Origin of the sequence: Flavobacterium panici, from assembly GCF_024499525.1 — a bacterium.
In the GTDB taxonomy this organism is placed as follows: Bacteria; Bacteroidota; Bacteroidia; order Flavobacteriales; family Flavobacteriaceae; genus Flavobacterium; species Flavobacterium panici.
Genome location: NZ_CP100437.1, coordinates 878,928 through 894,580 on the forward strand (window position 1 = coordinate 878,928; position 15,653 = coordinate 894,580).

General features: G+C 32.8%; 20 protein-coding genes. 8 read left to right on the forward strand and 12 right to left on the reverse strand.

The genetic code is table 11. From position 1 onward, the window contains the following. Positions 1 to 31 precede the first annotated feature (31 nt). The 5 genes from NLJ00_RS04100 to nadD all read left to right on the forward strand — a co-directional run bounded on the left by NLJ00_RS04100 (position 32) and on the right by nadD (position 3,221). Positions 32 to 379: an arsenate reductase family protein gene (locus NLJ00_RS04100; RefSeq protein ID WP_256636328.1), complete on the forward strand. Its 348-nt coding sequence runs from the start codon at positions 32 to 34 to the stop codon at positions 377 to 379. Positions 380 to 580: 201 nt separating this feature from the next. Next, entirely contained in the window at positions 581 to 1,441 is an 861-nt protein-coding gene (locus NLJ00_RS04105) for a YicC/YloC family endoribonuclease (RefSeq protein WP_180855948.1), read from the forward strand. Between the two features lie 55 nt (positions 1,442 to 1,496). Then, positions 1,497 to 1,880 (forward strand): hypothetical protein, encoded by a 384-nt coding sequence (locus NLJ00_RS04110; RefSeq protein ID WP_256636329.1) that lies wholly within the window; start codon positions 1,497 to 1,499, stop codon positions 1,878 to 1,880. 77 nt (positions 1,881 to 1,957) lie between these two features. Further along, positions 1,958 to 2,530 (forward strand): guanylate kinase, encoded by a 573-nt coding sequence (gmk, locus tag NLJ00_RS04115; RefSeq protein ID WP_053473399.1) that lies wholly within the window; start codon positions 1,958 to 1,960, stop codon positions 2,528 to 2,530. Positions 2,531 to 2,639: 109 nt separating this feature from the next. Continuing rightward, the gene (gene nadD, locus NLJ00_RS04120) at positions 2,640 to 3,221 is read left to right on the forward strand and encodes a nicotinate (nicotinamide) nucleotide adenylyltransferase (RefSeq protein ID WP_256636330.1); all 582 of its coding nucleotides are present in this window, start codon (positions 2,640 to 2,642) and stop codon (positions 3,219 to 3,221) included. A 125-nt stretch (positions 3,222 to 3,346) separates the two neighbouring features. Here nadD and NLJ00_RS04125 read toward each other — a convergent pair whose 3' ends face one another. The 12 genes from NLJ00_RS04125 to NLJ00_RS04180 form a co-directional block, all read right to left on the reverse strand. Then, positions 3,347 to 4,816 carry a nicotinate phosphoribosyltransferase gene (locus NLJ00_RS04125; RefSeq protein WP_256636331.1) on the reverse strand — a complete coding sequence of 490 codons (1,470 nt, stop codon included), beginning with the start codon at positions 4,814 to 4,816 and terminating at the stop codon, positions 3,347 to 3,349. Continuing rightward, entirely contained in the window at positions 4,813 to 5,274 is a 462-nt protein-coding gene (locus NLJ00_RS04130) for a nucleoside 2-deoxyribosyltransferase domain-containing protein (RefSeq protein WP_256636332.1), read from the reverse strand. Before NLJ00_RS04130 ends, NLJ00_RS04125 begins: the two co-directional genes overlap by 4 nt. A gap of 2 nt (positions 5,275 to 5,276) precedes the next feature. Further along, a complete protein-coding gene (locus NLJ00_RS04135) occupies positions 5,277 to 6,008 on the reverse strand; it encodes a metallophosphoesterase family protein (protein WP_256636333.1) in 732 nt (243 codons plus the stop codon). Then, the gene (locus NLJ00_RS04140) at positions 6,005 to 6,553 is read right to left on the reverse strand and encodes an RNA 2'-phosphotransferase (protein ID WP_053473404.1); all 549 of its coding nucleotides are present in this window, start codon (positions 6,551 to 6,553) and stop codon (positions 6,005 to 6,007) included. The genes NLJ00_RS04135 and NLJ00_RS04140 overlap by 4 nt, the downstream gene beginning before the upstream one ends. Positions 6,554 to 6,567: 14 nt before the next feature. After that, on the reverse strand, positions 6,568 to 7,038 hold the full coding sequence (locus NLJ00_RS04145) for a macro domain-containing protein (protein ID WP_256636334.1): 471 nt from the start codon (positions 7,036 to 7,038) through the stop codon (positions 6,568 to 6,570). Between the two features lie 112 nt (positions 7,039 to 7,150). Then, the gene (locus tag NLJ00_RS04150) at positions 7,151 to 7,678 is read right to left on the reverse strand and encodes an NADAR family protein (protein WP_256636335.1); all 528 of its coding nucleotides are present in this window, start codon (positions 7,676 to 7,678) and stop codon (positions 7,151 to 7,153) included. A 44-nt stretch (positions 7,679 to 7,722) separates the two neighbouring features. Next, on the reverse strand, positions 7,723 to 8,541 hold the full coding sequence (locus NLJ00_RS04155; protein WP_256636336.1) for a TIGR02452 family protein: 819 nt from the start codon (positions 8,539 to 8,541) through the stop codon (positions 7,723 to 7,725). After that, entirely contained in the window at positions 8,538 to 9,365 is an 828-nt protein-coding gene (gene prs / locus NLJ00_RS04160; protein ID WP_256636337.1) for a ribose-phosphate diphosphokinase, read from the reverse strand. Before prs ends, NLJ00_RS04155 begins: the two co-directional genes overlap by 4 nt. 73 nt (positions 9,366 to 9,438) lie before the next feature. Next, positions 9,439 to 10,131 carry an NUDIX hydrolase gene (locus NLJ00_RS04165; protein WP_256636338.1) on the reverse strand — a complete coding sequence of 231 codons (693 nt, stop codon included), beginning with the start codon at positions 10,129 to 10,131 and terminating at the stop codon, positions 9,439 to 9,441. Between the two features lie 121 nt (positions 10,132 to 10,252). Next, complete coding sequence (locus NLJ00_RS04170) at positions 10,253 to 10,609, reverse strand: PKD domain-containing protein (RefSeq protein WP_256636339.1); 357 nt, start codon at positions 10,607 to 10,609, stop codon at positions 10,253 to 10,255. A gap of 131 nt (positions 10,610 to 10,740) precedes the next feature. Further along, positions 10,741 to 11,100: a PKD domain-containing protein gene (locus NLJ00_RS04175; RefSeq protein ID WP_256636340.1), complete on the reverse strand. Its 360-nt coding sequence runs from the start codon at positions 11,098 to 11,100 to the stop codon at positions 10,741 to 10,743. A gap of 47 nt (positions 11,101 to 11,147) precedes the next feature. Next, a complete protein-coding gene (locus NLJ00_RS04180; protein ID WP_053473411.1) occupies positions 11,148 to 12,053 on the reverse strand; it encodes a LysR family transcriptional regulator in 906 nt (301 codons plus the stop codon). A gap of 86 nt (positions 12,054 to 12,139) precedes the next feature. Here NLJ00_RS04180 and NLJ00_RS04185 point away from each other — a divergent pair, with 86 nt between their 5' ends. The 3 genes from NLJ00_RS04185 (at position 12,140) to NLJ00_RS04195 (ending at position 15,532) form a co-directional block, all read left to right on the forward strand. Then, positions 12,140 to 12,901 (forward strand): type 1 glutamine amidotransferase domain-containing protein, encoded by a 762-nt coding sequence (locus NLJ00_RS04185; protein WP_256636341.1) that lies wholly within the window; start codon positions 12,140 to 12,142, stop codon positions 12,899 to 12,901. An 89-nt stretch (positions 12,902 to 12,990) separates the two neighbouring features. Further along, on the forward strand, positions 12,991 to 14,148 hold the full coding sequence (locus NLJ00_RS04190) for an iron-containing alcohol dehydrogenase (RefSeq protein WP_256636342.1): 1,158 nt from the start codon (positions 12,991 to 12,993) through the stop codon (positions 14,146 to 14,148). Positions 14,149 to 14,536: 388 nt separating this feature from the next. Next, a complete protein-coding gene (locus NLJ00_RS04195; RefSeq protein WP_053473413.1) occupies positions 14,537 to 15,532 on the forward strand; it encodes an NAD(P)H-dependent glycerol-3-phosphate dehydrogenase in 996 nt (331 codons plus the stop codon). Positions 15,533 to 15,653: the final 121 nt, after the last annotated feature.

Genomic DNA, 15,653 nt, shown 5'->3' on the forward strand with positions numbered 1-15,653 from the left:
TTTCTTTGTATTCTAACAAATTCGAAAAAGCATGAACAAAATATATTATTTAGCATCTTGCGACACTTGCCGTAAAATCATCAAAAGTCTTCCGAAAAACAATTTGGTTTTTCACGATATCAAACAAGATCCAATTACTGAAGCTGAATTAGAAGAAATGTATAAACTTTCAGGAAGTTACGAAGCTTTATTCAGCAGAAAAGCACAGTTATACAAATCAATGGATTTAAAAAACAAATCATTGACCGAAGCTGATTTTAAAAAATACATCTTAGAACATTATACTTTTCTAAGCCGTCCGGTTTTTATTATTGACGGTAAGATTTACATTGGCAACAGCCAAAAAAATGTAGCGGAAGTTATTCAGGTTTTGAGTTAGTTTTTTTTTCTGCCACTAATTTCACGAATTTATACGAATTTTATTTAGGCTTGTTAAGTCTCAAACTGTGAAATTATATTAGTGTAAATTCGTGAAATTCGCGACAAAAAAACTTTAAATACCTCTATACCTTACAGAATAGTATTTTACATCATAACACTGCAAACTTTTATTTATCTTTGCGCCTTTATACTCAATTATATGATACAATCTATGACAGGGTTTGGCAAAGCTTCTTTGCAATTGCCTACAAAAAAAATCACAGTCGAAGTAAAATCCTTAAACAGTAAAGGTTTAGATTTAAACGTAAGAATGCCATCGGTTTACCGTGAAATGGAATTAGGTTTAAGAACTCAAATCTCAACCAGACTGGAAAGAGGGAAAATTGATTTTGCAATCTATGTAGAAAGTACTGCAGAACAAACTTCGACGAAAGTAAATGTGCCTGTTGTGAAAAATTATATTGCACAATTGAGAGAGGTTTATGCTGATGCTGATGAAACTGAATTAATGAAAATGGCGGTTCGTATGCCTGATACATTAAAAACAGAACGCGAAGAAATCGATGAAAACGATTGGGAGCAAATTCAGGTTATTATAGACGAAGCTTTACAAAACATTTTAAGTTTTAGAAAAGACGAAGGAGAATCTCTTGAAAAAGAATTTAATCTTCGAATTGGTAATATTCGCCAATATATGAATGATGCTTTGGCACTTGATCCAGAACGCGTTCAGGCAATAAAAGATCGTTTACAGACCGCAATTGCAGAATTACAGGTTAATGTTGATGAAAACCGTTTTGAGCAGGAATTGATTTATTATCTTGAAAAATTAGATATTACAGAAGAAAAAGTTCGTTTAACGAATCATTTAGATTATTTCATCGAAACCTTAGGCGGAAGCGAAGCAAATGGTAGAAAATTAGGTTTTATTACTCAGGAAATGGGTCGTGAAATCAATACCATGGGTTCAAAATCAAATCATGCGCAAATGCAGAAGCTGGTTGTGATGATGAAGGATGAATTAGAGAAAATTAAGGAACAGGTTTTAAATGTGTTATAACTTTTAGAAGTTATTTTAAAATCAACTTATTTGTAGTATTCATTCCTTAAAGTTTATGAAAAAATTAATTCTATTCTTAATCATAATAATTTTCACTACTAGTTGCAAATTTCAAAAAAAAGAATTCACCTTAATAGGAAAATGGAAAGCAATAGAATCAAGCGGAAGTGATGGAGCCAAAATGTATCGGACAGATATTGAGGATGGAAATGAACTTGTTTTTGAAAAAGGGAATATCATAAGTGATGATCTTAAAAATAAAGGGAAATATGAAATTTCAGAAAATAGATTACATATCATTTTCCCTAACGAAGAAATCTACTATATCTATCATCAAGACGAAAGCGATTCTGAGAAAATGTATTTACAAACCGTATCAGCTGATTATACAATTCTATGTGACGAAGGATGCTCGACAACTTATGAAAAAATAGAATAAATAACTACGGCTTAAAAAGCTAAACAACATACAAATTAAAGCTTAAAGCATATTGCCTAAAGCCTAAAGCATACATAATGAACAAAGGAAAATTAATTGTTTTTTCGGCACCTTCAGGATCAGGAAAAACAACTATAGTAAAACATTTATTAGGACAAGAAGATTTAAATCTTGAATTTTCGATCTCAGCAGCATCACGTGATCCGCGCGGTGAGGAAGTCCACGGAAAAGATTATTATTTTATTTCGTTGGAAGAATTCAAAAAACACATTAAAGCTGAAGATTTTCTGGAATGGGAAGAAGTTTACCGCGATAACTTTTACGGTACTTTAAAATCTGAAATTGAAAGAATCTGGGCTTTAGGGAAAAATGTAATTTTTGACATTGATGTTGCAGGTGGTTTACGTATTAAACATAAATTTCCGGAACAAACTTTAGCCGTTTTTGTAAAACCTCCAAGTGTGGACGAACTTAAACGCCGCTTAAAAGAGCGTTCTACAGAAAGCGACGATAAAATCAATATGCGTATTGCAAAAGCGTCTGTAGAATTAGCTACTGCGCCACAATTTGACGTGATTATCAAAAACTACGATTTACCAGTTGCTTTAGAAGAAGCACATCAATTGGTTAAGGATTTTGTAAATAAGTAATTTTATTCCGCAGAGATTCACAAAGAAAAATCACAGAGATTCGCAGAGTTCTAATTAAACTTTGCGAATCTTTGTGCTATCTTAGCGAATCTCTGAGAAAATTAAAAAAATGAAAATAGGTCTTTACTTCGGAACATATAATCCCATTCATGTTGGTCATTTAATAATTGCCAATCATATGGCCGAGTTTGCAGATTTAGATCAGATTTGGATGGTCGTTACGCCTCATAATCCCTTAAAAAAGAAAGCAACTTTGCTTGATGATCATCATCGTTTGCAAATGGTTTATCTGGCAACTGAGGATTATCCGAAAATTAAACCTTCGGATATTGAGTTTAAGTTACCTCAGCCAAATTACACCGTAATTACTTTAGTGCATTTACAAGAGAAATATCCCAACCATCAATTTTCTTTGATTATGGGTGAAGACAATCTGAAAACGCTTCATAAATGGAGAAACTATGAAGTGATTCTTGAAAATCATGATATTTATGTTTATCCGAGAATTTCTGATGAACCTGAAAATATAGAATTAAAATCGCACCCAAAAATTCATGTAATCGATGCGCCAATTGTAGAAATTTCTTCAACTTTTATTCGAAACAGCATTAAAGAAGGTAAAAATATTCAGCCTTTGTTACCGCCGAAAGTTTGGGAATATATAGATCATAATAATTTTTATAAGAAATAAAACTGTCATTGCGAGGAACGAAGCAATCTCACTTGCTAGATCAATTAGTATATTGCAGTGAGATTGCTTCGTTCCTCGCAATGACAAATAAAAAAGCCTGAATTTAAATTCAGGCTTTCTTATTTTTATGCTTCAACGTTAACTTCACTTTTTACTCGGGTTCTGATTTCACTTAGAGATTGATCTACTAAAAGTTTTCCATCTCTGAAAACTTCTTTCAATTCGCCTTGTTTTTCTTCTTCCCAAGAAACATTATCCGTTAAATGATACTTCCCGTCGATTAAATCGATTTTCATCAATCCTTTAGCCGATTTTTTAGTTCCGTCATCTGTAATCGGATCTTTAAAGATAGCTCTTCCCTCTCCTTTTACTTCCCCGTAAGTTGCTTTCATCGCAAATCCGAAAGTATCTCTGGTATTATATTGATACGTAAAAGAACCAATTCCTAAAACTACGTTTGTAGATGCAAATCCTTTTTCTTTTAACCTTTCGCAAATTTGTGTCGCTCTTGCTACGGTAATACTGTCACCATAAATTGCTCCAATTTGCGGAACTAATTCTTTAAATCCTTTTTGGTTTACAGAACCGCCAAAAACATCCCAAAGCAATTCAATTACACCTTTCTTTTCCTGTTCTGTTTTTCCGTTTGGATTTCCACAGATAATATCAACCGGATCACCGCTGTCAGGACGAATTACTACTTTGCCTTCTCTAGAAACAATATCTTCTCTTAAACGCGGTAAATAATCCGTTAAAACCTTCCATAAATCCCAGGTATCAGAGACGATAGAAACAATTCCTTTTGGATACACTTCTGTAATTAACCTTTTGAAGGTTTCATATTCGCCTTCTGTCGTTCCCATACACATTACAGAATGCTCTGTAGCGGCAACTGAACCTGCAACTAATTCTGAATCTGAATTGGCTTTGTAATATTCTTCTAAGAAATCAATTGCCGGAATTGTATCTGATCCTGTAAAACTTAATAAATGTCCGGCTGCAGAAGTTACTGCCGCTTCGATTCCGCCCATTCCGCGCATAGAGAAATCGTGCGCCTGCCAATCTACAAATTCTGGAACAGAAGAAGTTTCATCTGCATATTTATCCAATACTTTTCTATATTCTTTTGCAATTGTTGCTGAGTTACAAGGAAGCCAGATTACTGCTGAAAGCAAGGTTTCAAAATAATTCGTCAACCAGAAAAACTCAGGAATTGTATTATACATCGTAAACATTGGAACTCGCAATGGAACGCTTGCTCCTTCTGGCAAAGCTTTAAAAACCATCGGAATATATCCTAAATCATGTAAATCTTCGATATGTTTTGTTCCAACTTGGTTTTCGCCTAAATAGTTATTAATTCTTCTAGAATATTTCTTAACTACTTCTTCTTTTGGCTGTTTGAAGAAATATTGTTCAAAATCGTGAATGATATATTTTTTAATAAAATACTGCAATCCAAAAAACACAACTTCATCAAGATCTTCAATTCTTGATTTACGTGGCGTCCAGTTAGAATAAACTAAAGTGGTATTATCTGGATATTGTCTTCTGTGGTCAACTTTGTAACCGTCGGTTAATAATAATGTGTTCATATATTTTTATTTAATAAATTTTGAATTAACTCTTCTAAAGTTTTAAATTGTTCTACCGAATATCTTTCGCATACGATATCAATATTTCCTTTACGCCAAAAATTTTCTTCGACGACTACTTTCATTTTATTCGATTGTGCATAAAGTCCAAACTCCAGTAACGATATTGGTGACATTGTATTTCCTGCAAAATACATGATAATAATATCTGCCCTTTCAAGTGCCTGAAGTTCCCAGCTTACCTGTTCCTTAAAATGAATATTTTCTATGGTTTGCGACCCGCTGCTGTCCCACTCGTTTCTTCTTGGATTAAAAATAACGAATTGATCTTGTAATAATTCTTCACATTTTTTCTGCCAGTTAATAGCTTTATCCATCTCTATAGAACCTGCTAAGAAAACGGTTTTTAAATCAATTTGCAAAGGAATTTCTTCTGGTGCTTTATAAATTTTCTTCATGGCTATTTATTTCTTCCTTTTTCAGCTGGATAAAACGTTTGTACTGCATCACTCTGCCAAAATTTCTTTGTTTCTACATCAATACAAGTTAATTTTCCGTAAAAACCAGCTCCGGTATCAATATTCCACACATTACAACCTTGCATTGGCACTTCAACATTATAATGAAGTGTTGGTGTATGGCCAATATAAATTTCATTATAAAGTAATAATCTTTTTGGGTACGAAAGGGAATCTTTTTTGATTCTCTTGTCCATTGTCAAAGCCATTTCCCAAAGTGTTCTGTCCCAAGAATAGTTTGTTTTGTAATGTTCTTTTTCTGGTCCGTGCATGGATGAAAAACCAGCGTGAATAAACAAATTATTATTTTCATCTACAAAGTAATCTTTCATAGCATTGAAAAAATGGCGATGTTTTTCTTTTTCCGAAGACTCAATATCGGCATAACTTTCTATCGTCGATTTTCCTCCGTGCAAAAACCAAATATCATTTACGATATCTTTTTCTAACCATTCCTGACACCAGGCATCATGATTTCCTTTTATAAAAATACATTCTTGTTTTTGGGATAAATCTATAAGAAAATCAATTAATTGTTTTGATTCGCTCCAACCGTCAACATAATCTCCAAGAAAAATAAATCTGTCATCTTCTGTGTAATCAATTAGTTCTAATAACTGAATTAATGCTTTTAATCCGCCGTGAATATCTCCAAAAACTAAAGTTCTTTTCATGATTTAAATTCGATATACTTTGCCGGAACTTCATCTGTCAACCAAACATTATTTTCAGACAAATAAAACTTGAATCCGTCTCTGTGCATTGCTCCGCTTCTAACGGTTAAAATTTGAGGAACTCCACGTCTGCTTCCTACTTTTATTGCCGTTTCTTTGTCTTTGGAAAGATGTACATGCTGACGGCTCATTTTTTTCAAACCTTCTTTCTGGATGTTTTCCATAAACTTTCCAACGGTTCCGTGATATAAATATTCCGAAGGTTCTGTTTCCGATAAATTCAATTCAACCGAAATGGAATGTCCCTGACTTGCACGGATTTTGGTTTCATCTTCGTTATATGCAAAGCGTTTTTTATCATTGTTTTCTACCACATAATCTAAAAGAACTTTATCTAATTTGTTTCCTTTTTGAGAACATTTCAAAATTAATTCTTCTACATCTGCCCAGCCATTTTCGTCTAGTTTTAATCCGATTTTTTCCGGTGAATGTCTAAGTACTAAACTTAGAAATTTACTTACTGTTTTTGCTATATTTTCATTCATTATTATTATTTTTTCTAGAAGTCATATACAACGACTTCAATATCATTACTCGAAAGCGTTTTGAGAATAATTGGTTCAATCATTTCCCACTTTCCTCCAGCCAAACCACAACCAATTCTAGGCATGTGAGCAGAAGCATTATTTTTTTCTGCAAAATCAGAAACTGCTTCTAATCCTTCTTCGATGGCGTTGTATCGTATTGGAGCGCCTCCGTTTTCATCTTTATTTATTTTGTGCTGTCCAATTAAATTTGCTATCCATAAATCTTCTTCAACCTGAACAAACTGCACTTTTCCTAATTCAAAATTATCTTTTGATCTGAACCATTCTCTATATTGGGTTTCTGGTTCTTTCCATTTTTTTGAGATAGCCAAAACAAATCCTTTTCCCCATCCGCCTATGTCATTGCAAACATGTACAATTATTTTGTTTCCTAATGTTTGTGGCGATGTTGCATCTCCTTTTATATATTGAATGTCTTTCATTTTTTATATATTTTAATCAAACGTTCCTACGGAACGTAAATACAATTGGGGATACTTTATTCTACCGATGAAATGTTCCCATGGAACATCTTTGATATTCCATAATCTCCCATTATTTTAATTCATCCCTAACTTCCATCAAAGCAAAACCTAAAAGATTCAATCCTTGCCATTTTTCAGGATTTGAAGCATTTGTATGATCACTTGCCATTCCAATTCCCCAAATAGGATCAACCGGGCTTGCTTCCACTAAAACCCGATCTTTTGTATTTAGTAAAAATGTTTTTAAATCTGGATTCTGACTGAACTTATGATAATTCCCTTGTTTTACAATCTCGTATCGGTTTTCTAACCAAAGTTTTTCGTCATAATTTCTAACTTCTCTTCCTAACTTTTTGGCTTCGGCCGGAGAATCTGCTTCTAGAATTTTTTCTAAGATTTCTTCATCCTGAAACAATTCTGCTTTTTTTGCCATCATCCAGTGTTCAGCTGTTTTATAGGTTACTTTTTCAACTTTAAAAGAACTTAACCACCATTGACTGAAACAGGTTTTGGTAATTTTTCCGTCTTTATTAGCCTGATGTCCCCAGAAAAATAAAAACTTACTTTCCGGAGCTATGGTATCTATATTGTATTTCATTTTTTTTGTTTCAGGTTTCAAGTTTCACGTTCTCAAACTTGAAACTAATTAAACATATCTTCAAACTGCTTAAAGTTTGATTTCTTTTCAGAATTGTCAAATATTGCAAAAACTATCTTTTTAAAAGCACCTGTGTATTTTTCTGCAATAATTTCTTTGAACAAATGTGCTACATCTTTGGGTTCATTTCTAAAAACACCGCAACCCCAAGCTCCCAAAATGATTGTCTCACTTTTTTGTTTTAAAGCAATTGCCAATACTTTATCCATTCTGTTTTTTAAAACTTCTTCTATTTCGGCAATTTCTTCTTTCCTGTTATGCTGCAACATCGCGCCTTTGTTTGGAGCTGCTGCCGTAATTACGTCTGCTGTTAGTGGTTTCTCAAAATAATCTCCATTATCATCGTTCCAAAACAAAACATTCGGGCTATAAATCATGTAATCTGAATATAAAAACGAAGATTGATTTCTGTTAAAATCATACATCGCTTTGTTTTTGATTTGCGTTTCATAAAGGTTTGAAGACCTTGCCAGACTTTCTTCCTGAGCAGAAGCTCCTCCTAAAAATCCACCGCCCGGATTTTTTGCAGAAGCGAAATTCAAAACACAGATTTTTCCATTTTTCTCCTGATCAAGTGCTTCAATTGTCGAACAATTTTTGGTAACGATTTCTGTTTCAAACGTATTTTCAATTGAAGTTTTCAAGATTGCTTCCCAATCATTTGGTGCAATTGTAAACGTATTTTCTATAGATTCTTCGAGTTCTTTTTCTATAACAATCTTTTTTCCTTTGTATTCATAAAAACCATTCTTTACGATTTCTAAGGTTTTATTTGCTATTTCTACTCGGTAATTTTTATTCATAATTCTAATTTTATAACCTCCACTCTTTCATCATCAAAATCTTTGAAAGAATTTGTGGTAAAGATTTTGTCAAAGCAATCCAGAACTTCAAAACCTTTATTGAAAATTCCGTGGCTTACGGCTAAGTATAATTTTCCGGCATTTTTCTTTTTTAATTCTTCGGCAAGTCCAACAAAAGTTCCTCCGCCGTCACAAATATCATCTACAATTAAACAGTCAATTCCGTTTAAATCGTCTTCATAAACTTTAAAACCAGATAATTTACCTGTTTTTACATCACGACTTTTACTGCATTCTACCACATCAATTCCGCCTAAAAATTCAGAAACTTTATAGATTTTCTTTAAAGCTCCGCCATCCGGAGAAATTAATTTTACGTTTTCACCAATGATTTTTAAAATCTGCTGAATAAAAGTATGGTTCGGAATTATGGTACAATTGTTTACCAAAGCCGGAGTAACTTCAGAATGCGCATCAAAAACAAAAACTTTATTCAACTGAAGTCCGTTTATAATGTCAGCATACACTTTTACAGATAATGGTTCGCCGGGAATCATAACACGATCTTGTCTTGCAGCAGGGAAATATGGAATAAACAAATCGATGATTTTAACGTCCATTCTGCGTAAAGCATCAACCGTAATACACAACAAACCTAAATCGTTGAAAGAGTTTAATCTGTGTGTGATTGTTATTTTTTGATTGCTATCAAAATCGGGATTAATTTTTATGTGTGGTTCTCCTCCAGAGAATGTAAAACTTTGAAATTTGATTTCTTCCTGATTTTGGAAAGGAGCGAATTTTGGGTCGAGATTTAGTATCATGGTTTTTAGTTTGCGTTAATTATACGCAAATGTAGAATTAAATTTTAAATAAACAATTTATTTAGTGTAAAAATTACGCAAACTTTATTTCGAAGTGAAAGCCTTTTTGAGTTAACTCGTTATATTTCTGCTTATTAAACTTAAAAAGTTTAGCAGGACGACCTGTTTTTATTGGTGAAAATTTTTCTGTTTCCTCTAAAATATCAAAGCTTAAGATTTTTTTTCTGAAGTTTCGTCGGTCAATTTCTTTTTCTAAAATAGTGCAGTAAAGGTTTTCAAGATCTGAAAATAAGAATTCTTCAGGAAGTAAATCAAAACCAATTGGTTCGTAAGTAAGTTTAGATTTTAATCTTGAAATTGCTTTTTCGAGTATTAAATTATGATCAAAAGCCAAAGCCGGAATTTCATCTATTTTACACCATTGTACTCTTTCAGCATCGGTACTTGCTTTGATGTCTAAGTTTGAAGCATCCACCAAAGCATAATAAGCAACAGAAATTACACGATTTCTGGAATCTCTGTAAATATCGTCTCCAAATGTGTATAGTTGTTCCATAAAAGTCAGCTGTACGTTTGTTTCTTCGTGAAGTTCCCGAATAACGGCATCGCTCAACGATTCAGAATTTTGAACCAAACCGCCTGGCAAAGCCCAATATTTTTCTGAAGTTCCAAATTGCTGTTCAATCAATAACGCATATAAATCATTGTTTTTGTATCCAAAAACAATCGCATCGACAGCAATTCTAATATTTTGTAAATTTTCCATAATCCTAAATCATATCAAACAAATATAACGAATGAGAGCCAATTTTATAATCTAATGCACAAGCATAAATTATAAAATTGACTCTCAATATTTTTATCTTACTATTTTTCTTTAACCTTTTCTAATTCACCGTAATACTTTTCTTTGGACTGCTTGTACATTCTGAACTTCCTTCTTTTGTAGTAACATCTGCCTTTACCTCAAATGTGCCGGCAGCCGCATAAGTATGTGAAACATTCATTCCTTCACCAGAAGTTCCATCTCCAAAAGTCCATTTTACAGAACTTACTGTTTTTGTTCCGGCATATTCTATCGAATAATTTATTTTCTTGGAATTAGCTCCATCAACAGAATGCTTTAACTGAATTAAAATCGATTCGCCAAAACAATCTACTATTTCCTCGTCATCATGCTTACTGCAGGAAATACCTAAAAAAACTATAATAACAACTGCAAAAATTCTTTTCATCTTTTTCATAAGTAATTGATTTTAGGTTTGTTAAATCAAATTTATGATTTTAAAAGGCAAGCTCAAACAAAAAAAGAAGAATTTTCATATATTTTTATAACCGTTTCAGGTTTTAAAGAAAGCTTTTTTGGATATTTATATTAATTCACCTGTATATTTTTCTTTTCGATTATATTACAATTCTCTTGATCTTTTCTAACTGTAATATCCGCTTGAACTTCATAATTTCCTGCTGTTTCATAAGTATGAGTTACTCTTAAACCTTCGACAGTTGGTTTACCATCACCAAATGTCCATTTTATAGTACTTAAGGATCCTGATCCTTCATATTTAACTGAATACGTAATTTTCTTAGCATTAAGCGGATCTAAAGAATATTGTATCTCAACCTTAGAGGATTGTCCCCAGCAATTTATTATAGAATCTAATTGTTCTTCTGTGCAGGAATCACTAATGAAAATTACCATTAGTAGTAATAAAATTTTCGCCGCTATTTTCATTTAAGGTTTAAAGGGATTTGGTTAGTTAAAGATATTCTTAGAATTAGTTACAATCTATTTCCGTAAAACAATTTTAGTTCTTTAGAAATAATTTCGAAAAACGAATTCAAATTATTGTTTTTAGGAGTTAACAAATACACAAATTCTTCCGGAACGTGAAAACTGTTCCAAACTAACTGCAGTTTATTTTGTTTGATGTAATCTCTTGCATTACAATTCCAGGTAACGGCTACCCCTTCATTTTTAGATAAAAGCCTAAGCATTTCAGATTCTGAAGGAATAATATAATTAGGAACCATGGACGGTCTCTTTTTATTAAAAGCATGCAGCCAAAACATTTTTATATGCGGAATTCTCGCATCATGACTGTACCATTTTTGTGCATTCAGCCATTGTTCTATTTCTGTAAAATTATCGGCTTTTAATCTTTGGCGGAATTCGGTTATGTCTAAACTTGTTGGCGCAACCATTATCAGTTTAATTTTTCCAACAATTTCATAAGTCGTATCAAACGTATCAAACCTTTTTGTGGTAATGGCAAAATCGAGTTTTTTTGAATTCACTAATTCAAAAAGTTCGTCGTTTTCTGCAAAAGTAAAATCGATTAAATCAAACTTAGCAATTAAAAGATTACCAATACAATCAAAAAGATTTTTTGAAACCCCAACAGAAATTAATCGGTTGGCGTCTTCTGCTTTTGCCCTAAAACCTGTTTCGACACTTTCGAGTCTGTCGAGTGCGTCTATAATTAAATTATTCAGTAACTTAGCGTATTCGGTTGGCTCAACTCCTTTTGATTTCCGATTAAACAATTTATTCCCCACATGAGCCTCGAGCATAGAAATCTGCTGACTTACTGCAGGCTGGCTCATAAATAATTCTTTTGCGGCAACTGAAAAATTGCCGTTTTTGTAAACTGCTTTAAAAGTTCTGTACCATTCTAAATTTACCATGATATAAATTTGTTTATAACAAACATAGTTTATTTTATTTTTACTAATATCACTTTCCGCGTAAATTTGTTAAAAATTTTAATCACATGAAAAAAATAGCATTACTCGCAATAATTGCATTTGCCGCTGCAGGTGTTTCTGCTGTCGCACAAAAATCAAATAAAAAAGGGATGAAAAAAGTATTATTTGTTGTTACCAGCAACGATAAGCTGGGCAATACAGGAGAAAAGACAGGATTTTGGTCTGAAGAATTTGCAGCTCCTTATTATGAATTATTAGATAAAGGAGTTGAAATTACAATTGCTTCTCCGCTTGGAGGACAGCCCCCAATTGATCCAAAAAGTGCAGATCCTTCATCGGCAACTGAAGACACAAAACGTTTTGACGCTGATAAAACTTTACAGGAAAAATTAAAAAACACGCTAAAGCTTTCAACGGTTAACCAAAAAGATTACGACGCTGTTTTTTATCCTGGTGGACACGGCCCGCTTTGGGATTTAGTGGAAGATAAAAGTTCAATTGCTTTGATTGAAGATTTTTATACCCATAAAAAACCTGTAGCTTTTGTATGCCACGCTCCCGCTGTTTTAAAAAATGTAAAAGTAAAAGGGGATTATTTAGTAAAAGGTAAAAAAGTTACCGGATTTACAAATGCCGAAGAAGAAGCCGTTGGATTAACTAAAGTTGTTCCATTTTTATTAGAAGATGCTTTGGCATCAAACGGAGCCATTTTTTCTAAAGGTGCAAACTGGCAGCCCTATGCTGTTGAAGACGGTCTTTTAATTACAGGCCAAAACCCGGCATCATCTAAATTAGTAGCTGGAAAATTATTAGAAAAATTGAAATAAAAAAGGCGCTAAGGTTCTAAGATTAAATTCTTTTAAAAAAACTTAGAATCTTAGCATCTTAGAACCTTAGCAACTTAAAAATAAAAATCATGCTAAACTTTGAATTATACAATCCGACAAATTTAATTTTCGGAAAAGGACAAATTGAAAAACTTTCGACTTTAGTTCCAAAAGATGCAAAAATCCTTTTGGCTTATGGGGGTGGAAGTATTTTTAAAAATGGCGTTTACGATCAGGTAATCGCAAACTTAAAAGGTTTTGAAATTGTTGAATTTGGAGGAATTGAGCCAAATCCGCATTTTGAAACTTTAATGAAAGCTGTTGAAGTTATCAAAGCAGAGAAAATTAATTTCATTCTTGCCGTGGGCGGAGGATCTGTAATTGATGGTGTGAAATTTATTTCGGCAGCCGTTAATTTCCAAGGAAATCCGATTGATATTTTACAAAAACGAATTCTGATTAAAGAAAACGCTGTACCATTCGGAACTGTTTTAACGCTGCCTGCAACAGGAAGTGAAATGAATTCAGGTTCTGTAGTTACAATCGAAGCTACTCAGGAAAAACTGGCTTTTGGCGGAAGTGCATTATTTCCGAAATTTTCTATCTGTGATCCAACTGTAATTGAATCTTTACCAAAAAGACAAATTCAAAACGGTGTTGTTGATGCTTTCACACACGTAATGGAGCAATATTTAACGTATCCGCATGAAGGTTTTCTTCAAGACAGAATCGCCGAAGGAATTTTACAGACTTTAATTGAAGTTGGCCCAAAAGTGGTTGAAAATCCAAATGATTATGCTTTGGCTTCCAACTTTATGTGGAGCTGTACAATGGCATTAAACGGATTAATTCAAAAAGGTGTTCCAAGTGATTGGGCAACGCATATGATTGGTCACGAATTAACGGCTCTTTACGGAATTGATCATGCGAGAACTTTGGCAATTATCGGCCCAAGTTTATATAACGTAATGTTCGAAACTAAAAAAGGAAAATTAGCACAATACGGAAGACGTATTTTTAATCTTTCTGGTTCTGATGATGAAGTGGCAAAAGAAGCAATCAATAAAACGGTTGAATTTTTCCATACAATGGGAATGGACACGAAACTTTCTCAATACACGGATGATTATACCAAAACTGCAGATTTTATCGTAAATCGTTTCGACGAAAGAGGCTGGAAAGGTTTAGGCGAAAATCAATTGGTAACTTTAGATAAAGTAAAATCTATTGTTGAGCTTAGTTATTAAGTAAATTCCAAAATTTTTAAATTCCAAATTCCAATAGCATACTTAATTATTGGGATTTGGAATTTTTTATTTGAAGCTGAAATTGGAATTTGGATTTTCTAAATTGGAATTTAACTAAAAAAGGCGTTCTTAATAAGTTTAGGAACGCCTTTTCAAAATACTAAAACAAAACTAACTAACTCAATTCTTGATAAATTCATTAAATTCTAATTTACAATTAGTTATAACGCACGTTTTTATTCTTTATTGCATACTTGTTAAAAATATTATTTATTTTATTCAAACATGCTGAAAACCATTGAAATTAAAGACGTTCATCAAATTTCTTAAATCAGATTTTGTATTATTACTACATTATTAAGTACTTTTGTTTTAAATTATTAAAATAATGAGCGGAAAATTAAAATTTGCAGTAATTGGAGGAGGAAGCTGGGCAACGGCAATTACAAAGATGTTATGTGTGAATCTTTCAGAAATTGCCTGGTATATGCGTAATGAATCTGCAATCGAACATATCCAAAAATATAAACACAATCCTAATTATTTAAGTTCTGTTGAGTTTGATACCAGCAAACTTAGATTAACAAGCAATATAAACGAAGCAATCGAATTTGCAGATTATATCATTTTTGCGATTCCATCTGCTTTTTTAGATGCCGAATTAAAAAACATGACGGTTTCATTAGCTGATAAAATCATTTTTTCAGCCATTAAAGGAATTGTTCCAGAAACAAGTTTAATAGTTGGTGAACACTTTCACATTCAATACGATATTCCATATTATAATATTGGTGTTATTACTGGTCCTTGCCACGCTGAGGAAGTTGCTCTTGAAAGACTTTCGTACTTAACAATTGCCTGTGGAGACCCCGAAAAAGCTCGTACGGTTGCAAAATCACTTTCTGGAAATTATATTAAAGCTAAAATTTCTGATGATATTATTGGTACCGAATATGCTGCAATGCTTAAAAACATTTATGCAATCGCTGCCGGAATTGCTCACGGATTAGGTTATGGAGATAATTTCCAATCGGTTATGATGAGTAACGGAATTCGTGAAATGAAAAAATTCATTCGTAAAGTTCATAAAATGAAACGTAACATTAATGATTCTGCTTATTTAGGAGATTTATTAGTTACAGGATATTCGGTTTTCTCAAGAAACAGAATGTTTGGAAACATGATTGGAAAAGGATATACTGTAAAAAGTGCCATGATGGAAATGAGCATGGTTGCGGAAGGTTATTACGCAACAAAAAGTGCTTATAAACTAAATCAGGGTTACGGAGCAAAAACACCTATTATAGACGCTGTTTATGCTGTTTTATATGAAGGAAAAGATGCGAAGTCTGTATTTAAGAAATTAACGGAGTCTTTAGATTAAGTATTCAGTCTCGGTTTACAGTCTCAGTCAATAAAAAAGTCAGGAATATAATTTAAAATTATTCCTGACTTTTTTATTTTTTCACTATTTACTTTTCACTGTAAACTGAGACTGAATACTG

Excerpts from the sequence above, each read along its gene's own strand:
- NLJ00_RS04100 (WP_256636328.1), top strand. The coding sequence starts at position 32 with ATGAACAAAATATATTATTTAGCATCTTGCGACACTTGCCGTAAAATC.
- NLJ00_RS04105 (WP_180855948.1), top strand. The coding sequence starts at position 581 with ATGATACAATCTATGACAGGGTTTGGCAAAGCTTCTTTGCAATTGCCT.
- NLJ00_RS04110 (WP_256636329.1), top strand. The coding sequence starts at position 1,497 with ATGAAAAAATTAATTCTATTCTTAATCATAATAATTTTCACTACTAGT.
- gmk (WP_053473399.1), top strand. The coding sequence starts at position 1,958 with ATGAACAAAGGAAAATTAATTGTTTTTTCGGCACCTTCAGGATCAGGA.
- nadD (WP_256636330.1), top strand. The coding sequence starts at position 2,640 with ATGAAAATAGGTCTTTACTTCGGAACATATAATCCCATTCATGTTGGT.
- NLJ00_RS04125 (WP_256636331.1), bottom strand. The coding sequence starts at position 4,816 with ATGAACACATTATTATTAACCGACGGTTACAAAGTTGACCACAGAAGA.
- NLJ00_RS04130 (WP_256636332.1), bottom strand. The coding sequence starts at position 5,274 with ATGAAGAAAATTTATAAAGCACCAGAAGAAATTCCTTTGCAAATTGAT.
- NLJ00_RS04135 (WP_256636333.1), bottom strand. The coding sequence starts at position 6,008 with ATGAAAAGAACTTTAGTTTTTGGAGATATTCACGGCGGATTAAAAGCA.
- NLJ00_RS04140 (WP_053473404.1), bottom strand. The coding sequence starts at position 6,553 with ATGAATGAAAATATAGCAAAAACAGTAAGTAAATTTCTAAGTTTAGTA.
- NLJ00_RS04145 (WP_256636334.1), bottom strand. The coding sequence starts at position 7,038 with ATGAAAGACATTCAATATATAAAAGGAGATGCAACATCGCCACAAACA.
- NLJ00_RS04150 (WP_256636335.1), bottom strand. The coding sequence starts at position 7,678 with ATGAAATACAATATAGATACCATAGCTCCGGAAAGTAAGTTTTTATTT.
- NLJ00_RS04155 (WP_256636336.1), bottom strand. The coding sequence starts at position 8,541 with ATGAATAAAAATTACCGAGTAGAAATAGCAAATAAAACCTTAGAAATC.
- prs (WP_256636337.1), bottom strand. The coding sequence starts at position 9,365 with ATGATACTAAATCTCGACCCAAAATTCGCTCCTTTCCAAAATCAGGAA.
- NLJ00_RS04165 (WP_256636338.1), bottom strand. The coding sequence starts at position 10,131 with ATGGAAAATTTACAAAATATTAGAATTGCTGTCGATGCGATTGTTTTT.
- NLJ00_RS04170 (WP_256636339.1), bottom strand. The coding sequence starts at position 10,609 with ATGAAAAAGATGAAAAGAATTTTTGCAGTTGTTATTATAGTTTTTTTA.
- NLJ00_RS04175 (WP_256636340.1), bottom strand. The coding sequence starts at position 11,100 with ATGAAAATAGCGGCGAAAATTTTATTACTACTAATGGTAATTTTCATT.
- NLJ00_RS04180 (WP_053473411.1), bottom strand. The coding sequence starts at position 12,053 with ATGGTAAATTTAGAATGGTACAGAACTTTTAAAGCAGTTTACAAAAAC.
- NLJ00_RS04185 (WP_256636341.1), top strand. The coding sequence starts at position 12,140 with ATGAAAAAAATAGCATTACTCGCAATAATTGCATTTGCCGCTGCAGGT.
- NLJ00_RS04190 (WP_256636342.1), top strand. The coding sequence starts at position 12,991 with ATGCTAAACTTTGAATTATACAATCCGACAAATTTAATTTTCGGAAAA.
- NLJ00_RS04195 (WP_053473413.1), top strand. The coding sequence starts at position 14,537 with ATGAGCGGAAAATTAAAATTTGCAGTAATTGGAGGAGGAAGCTGGGCA.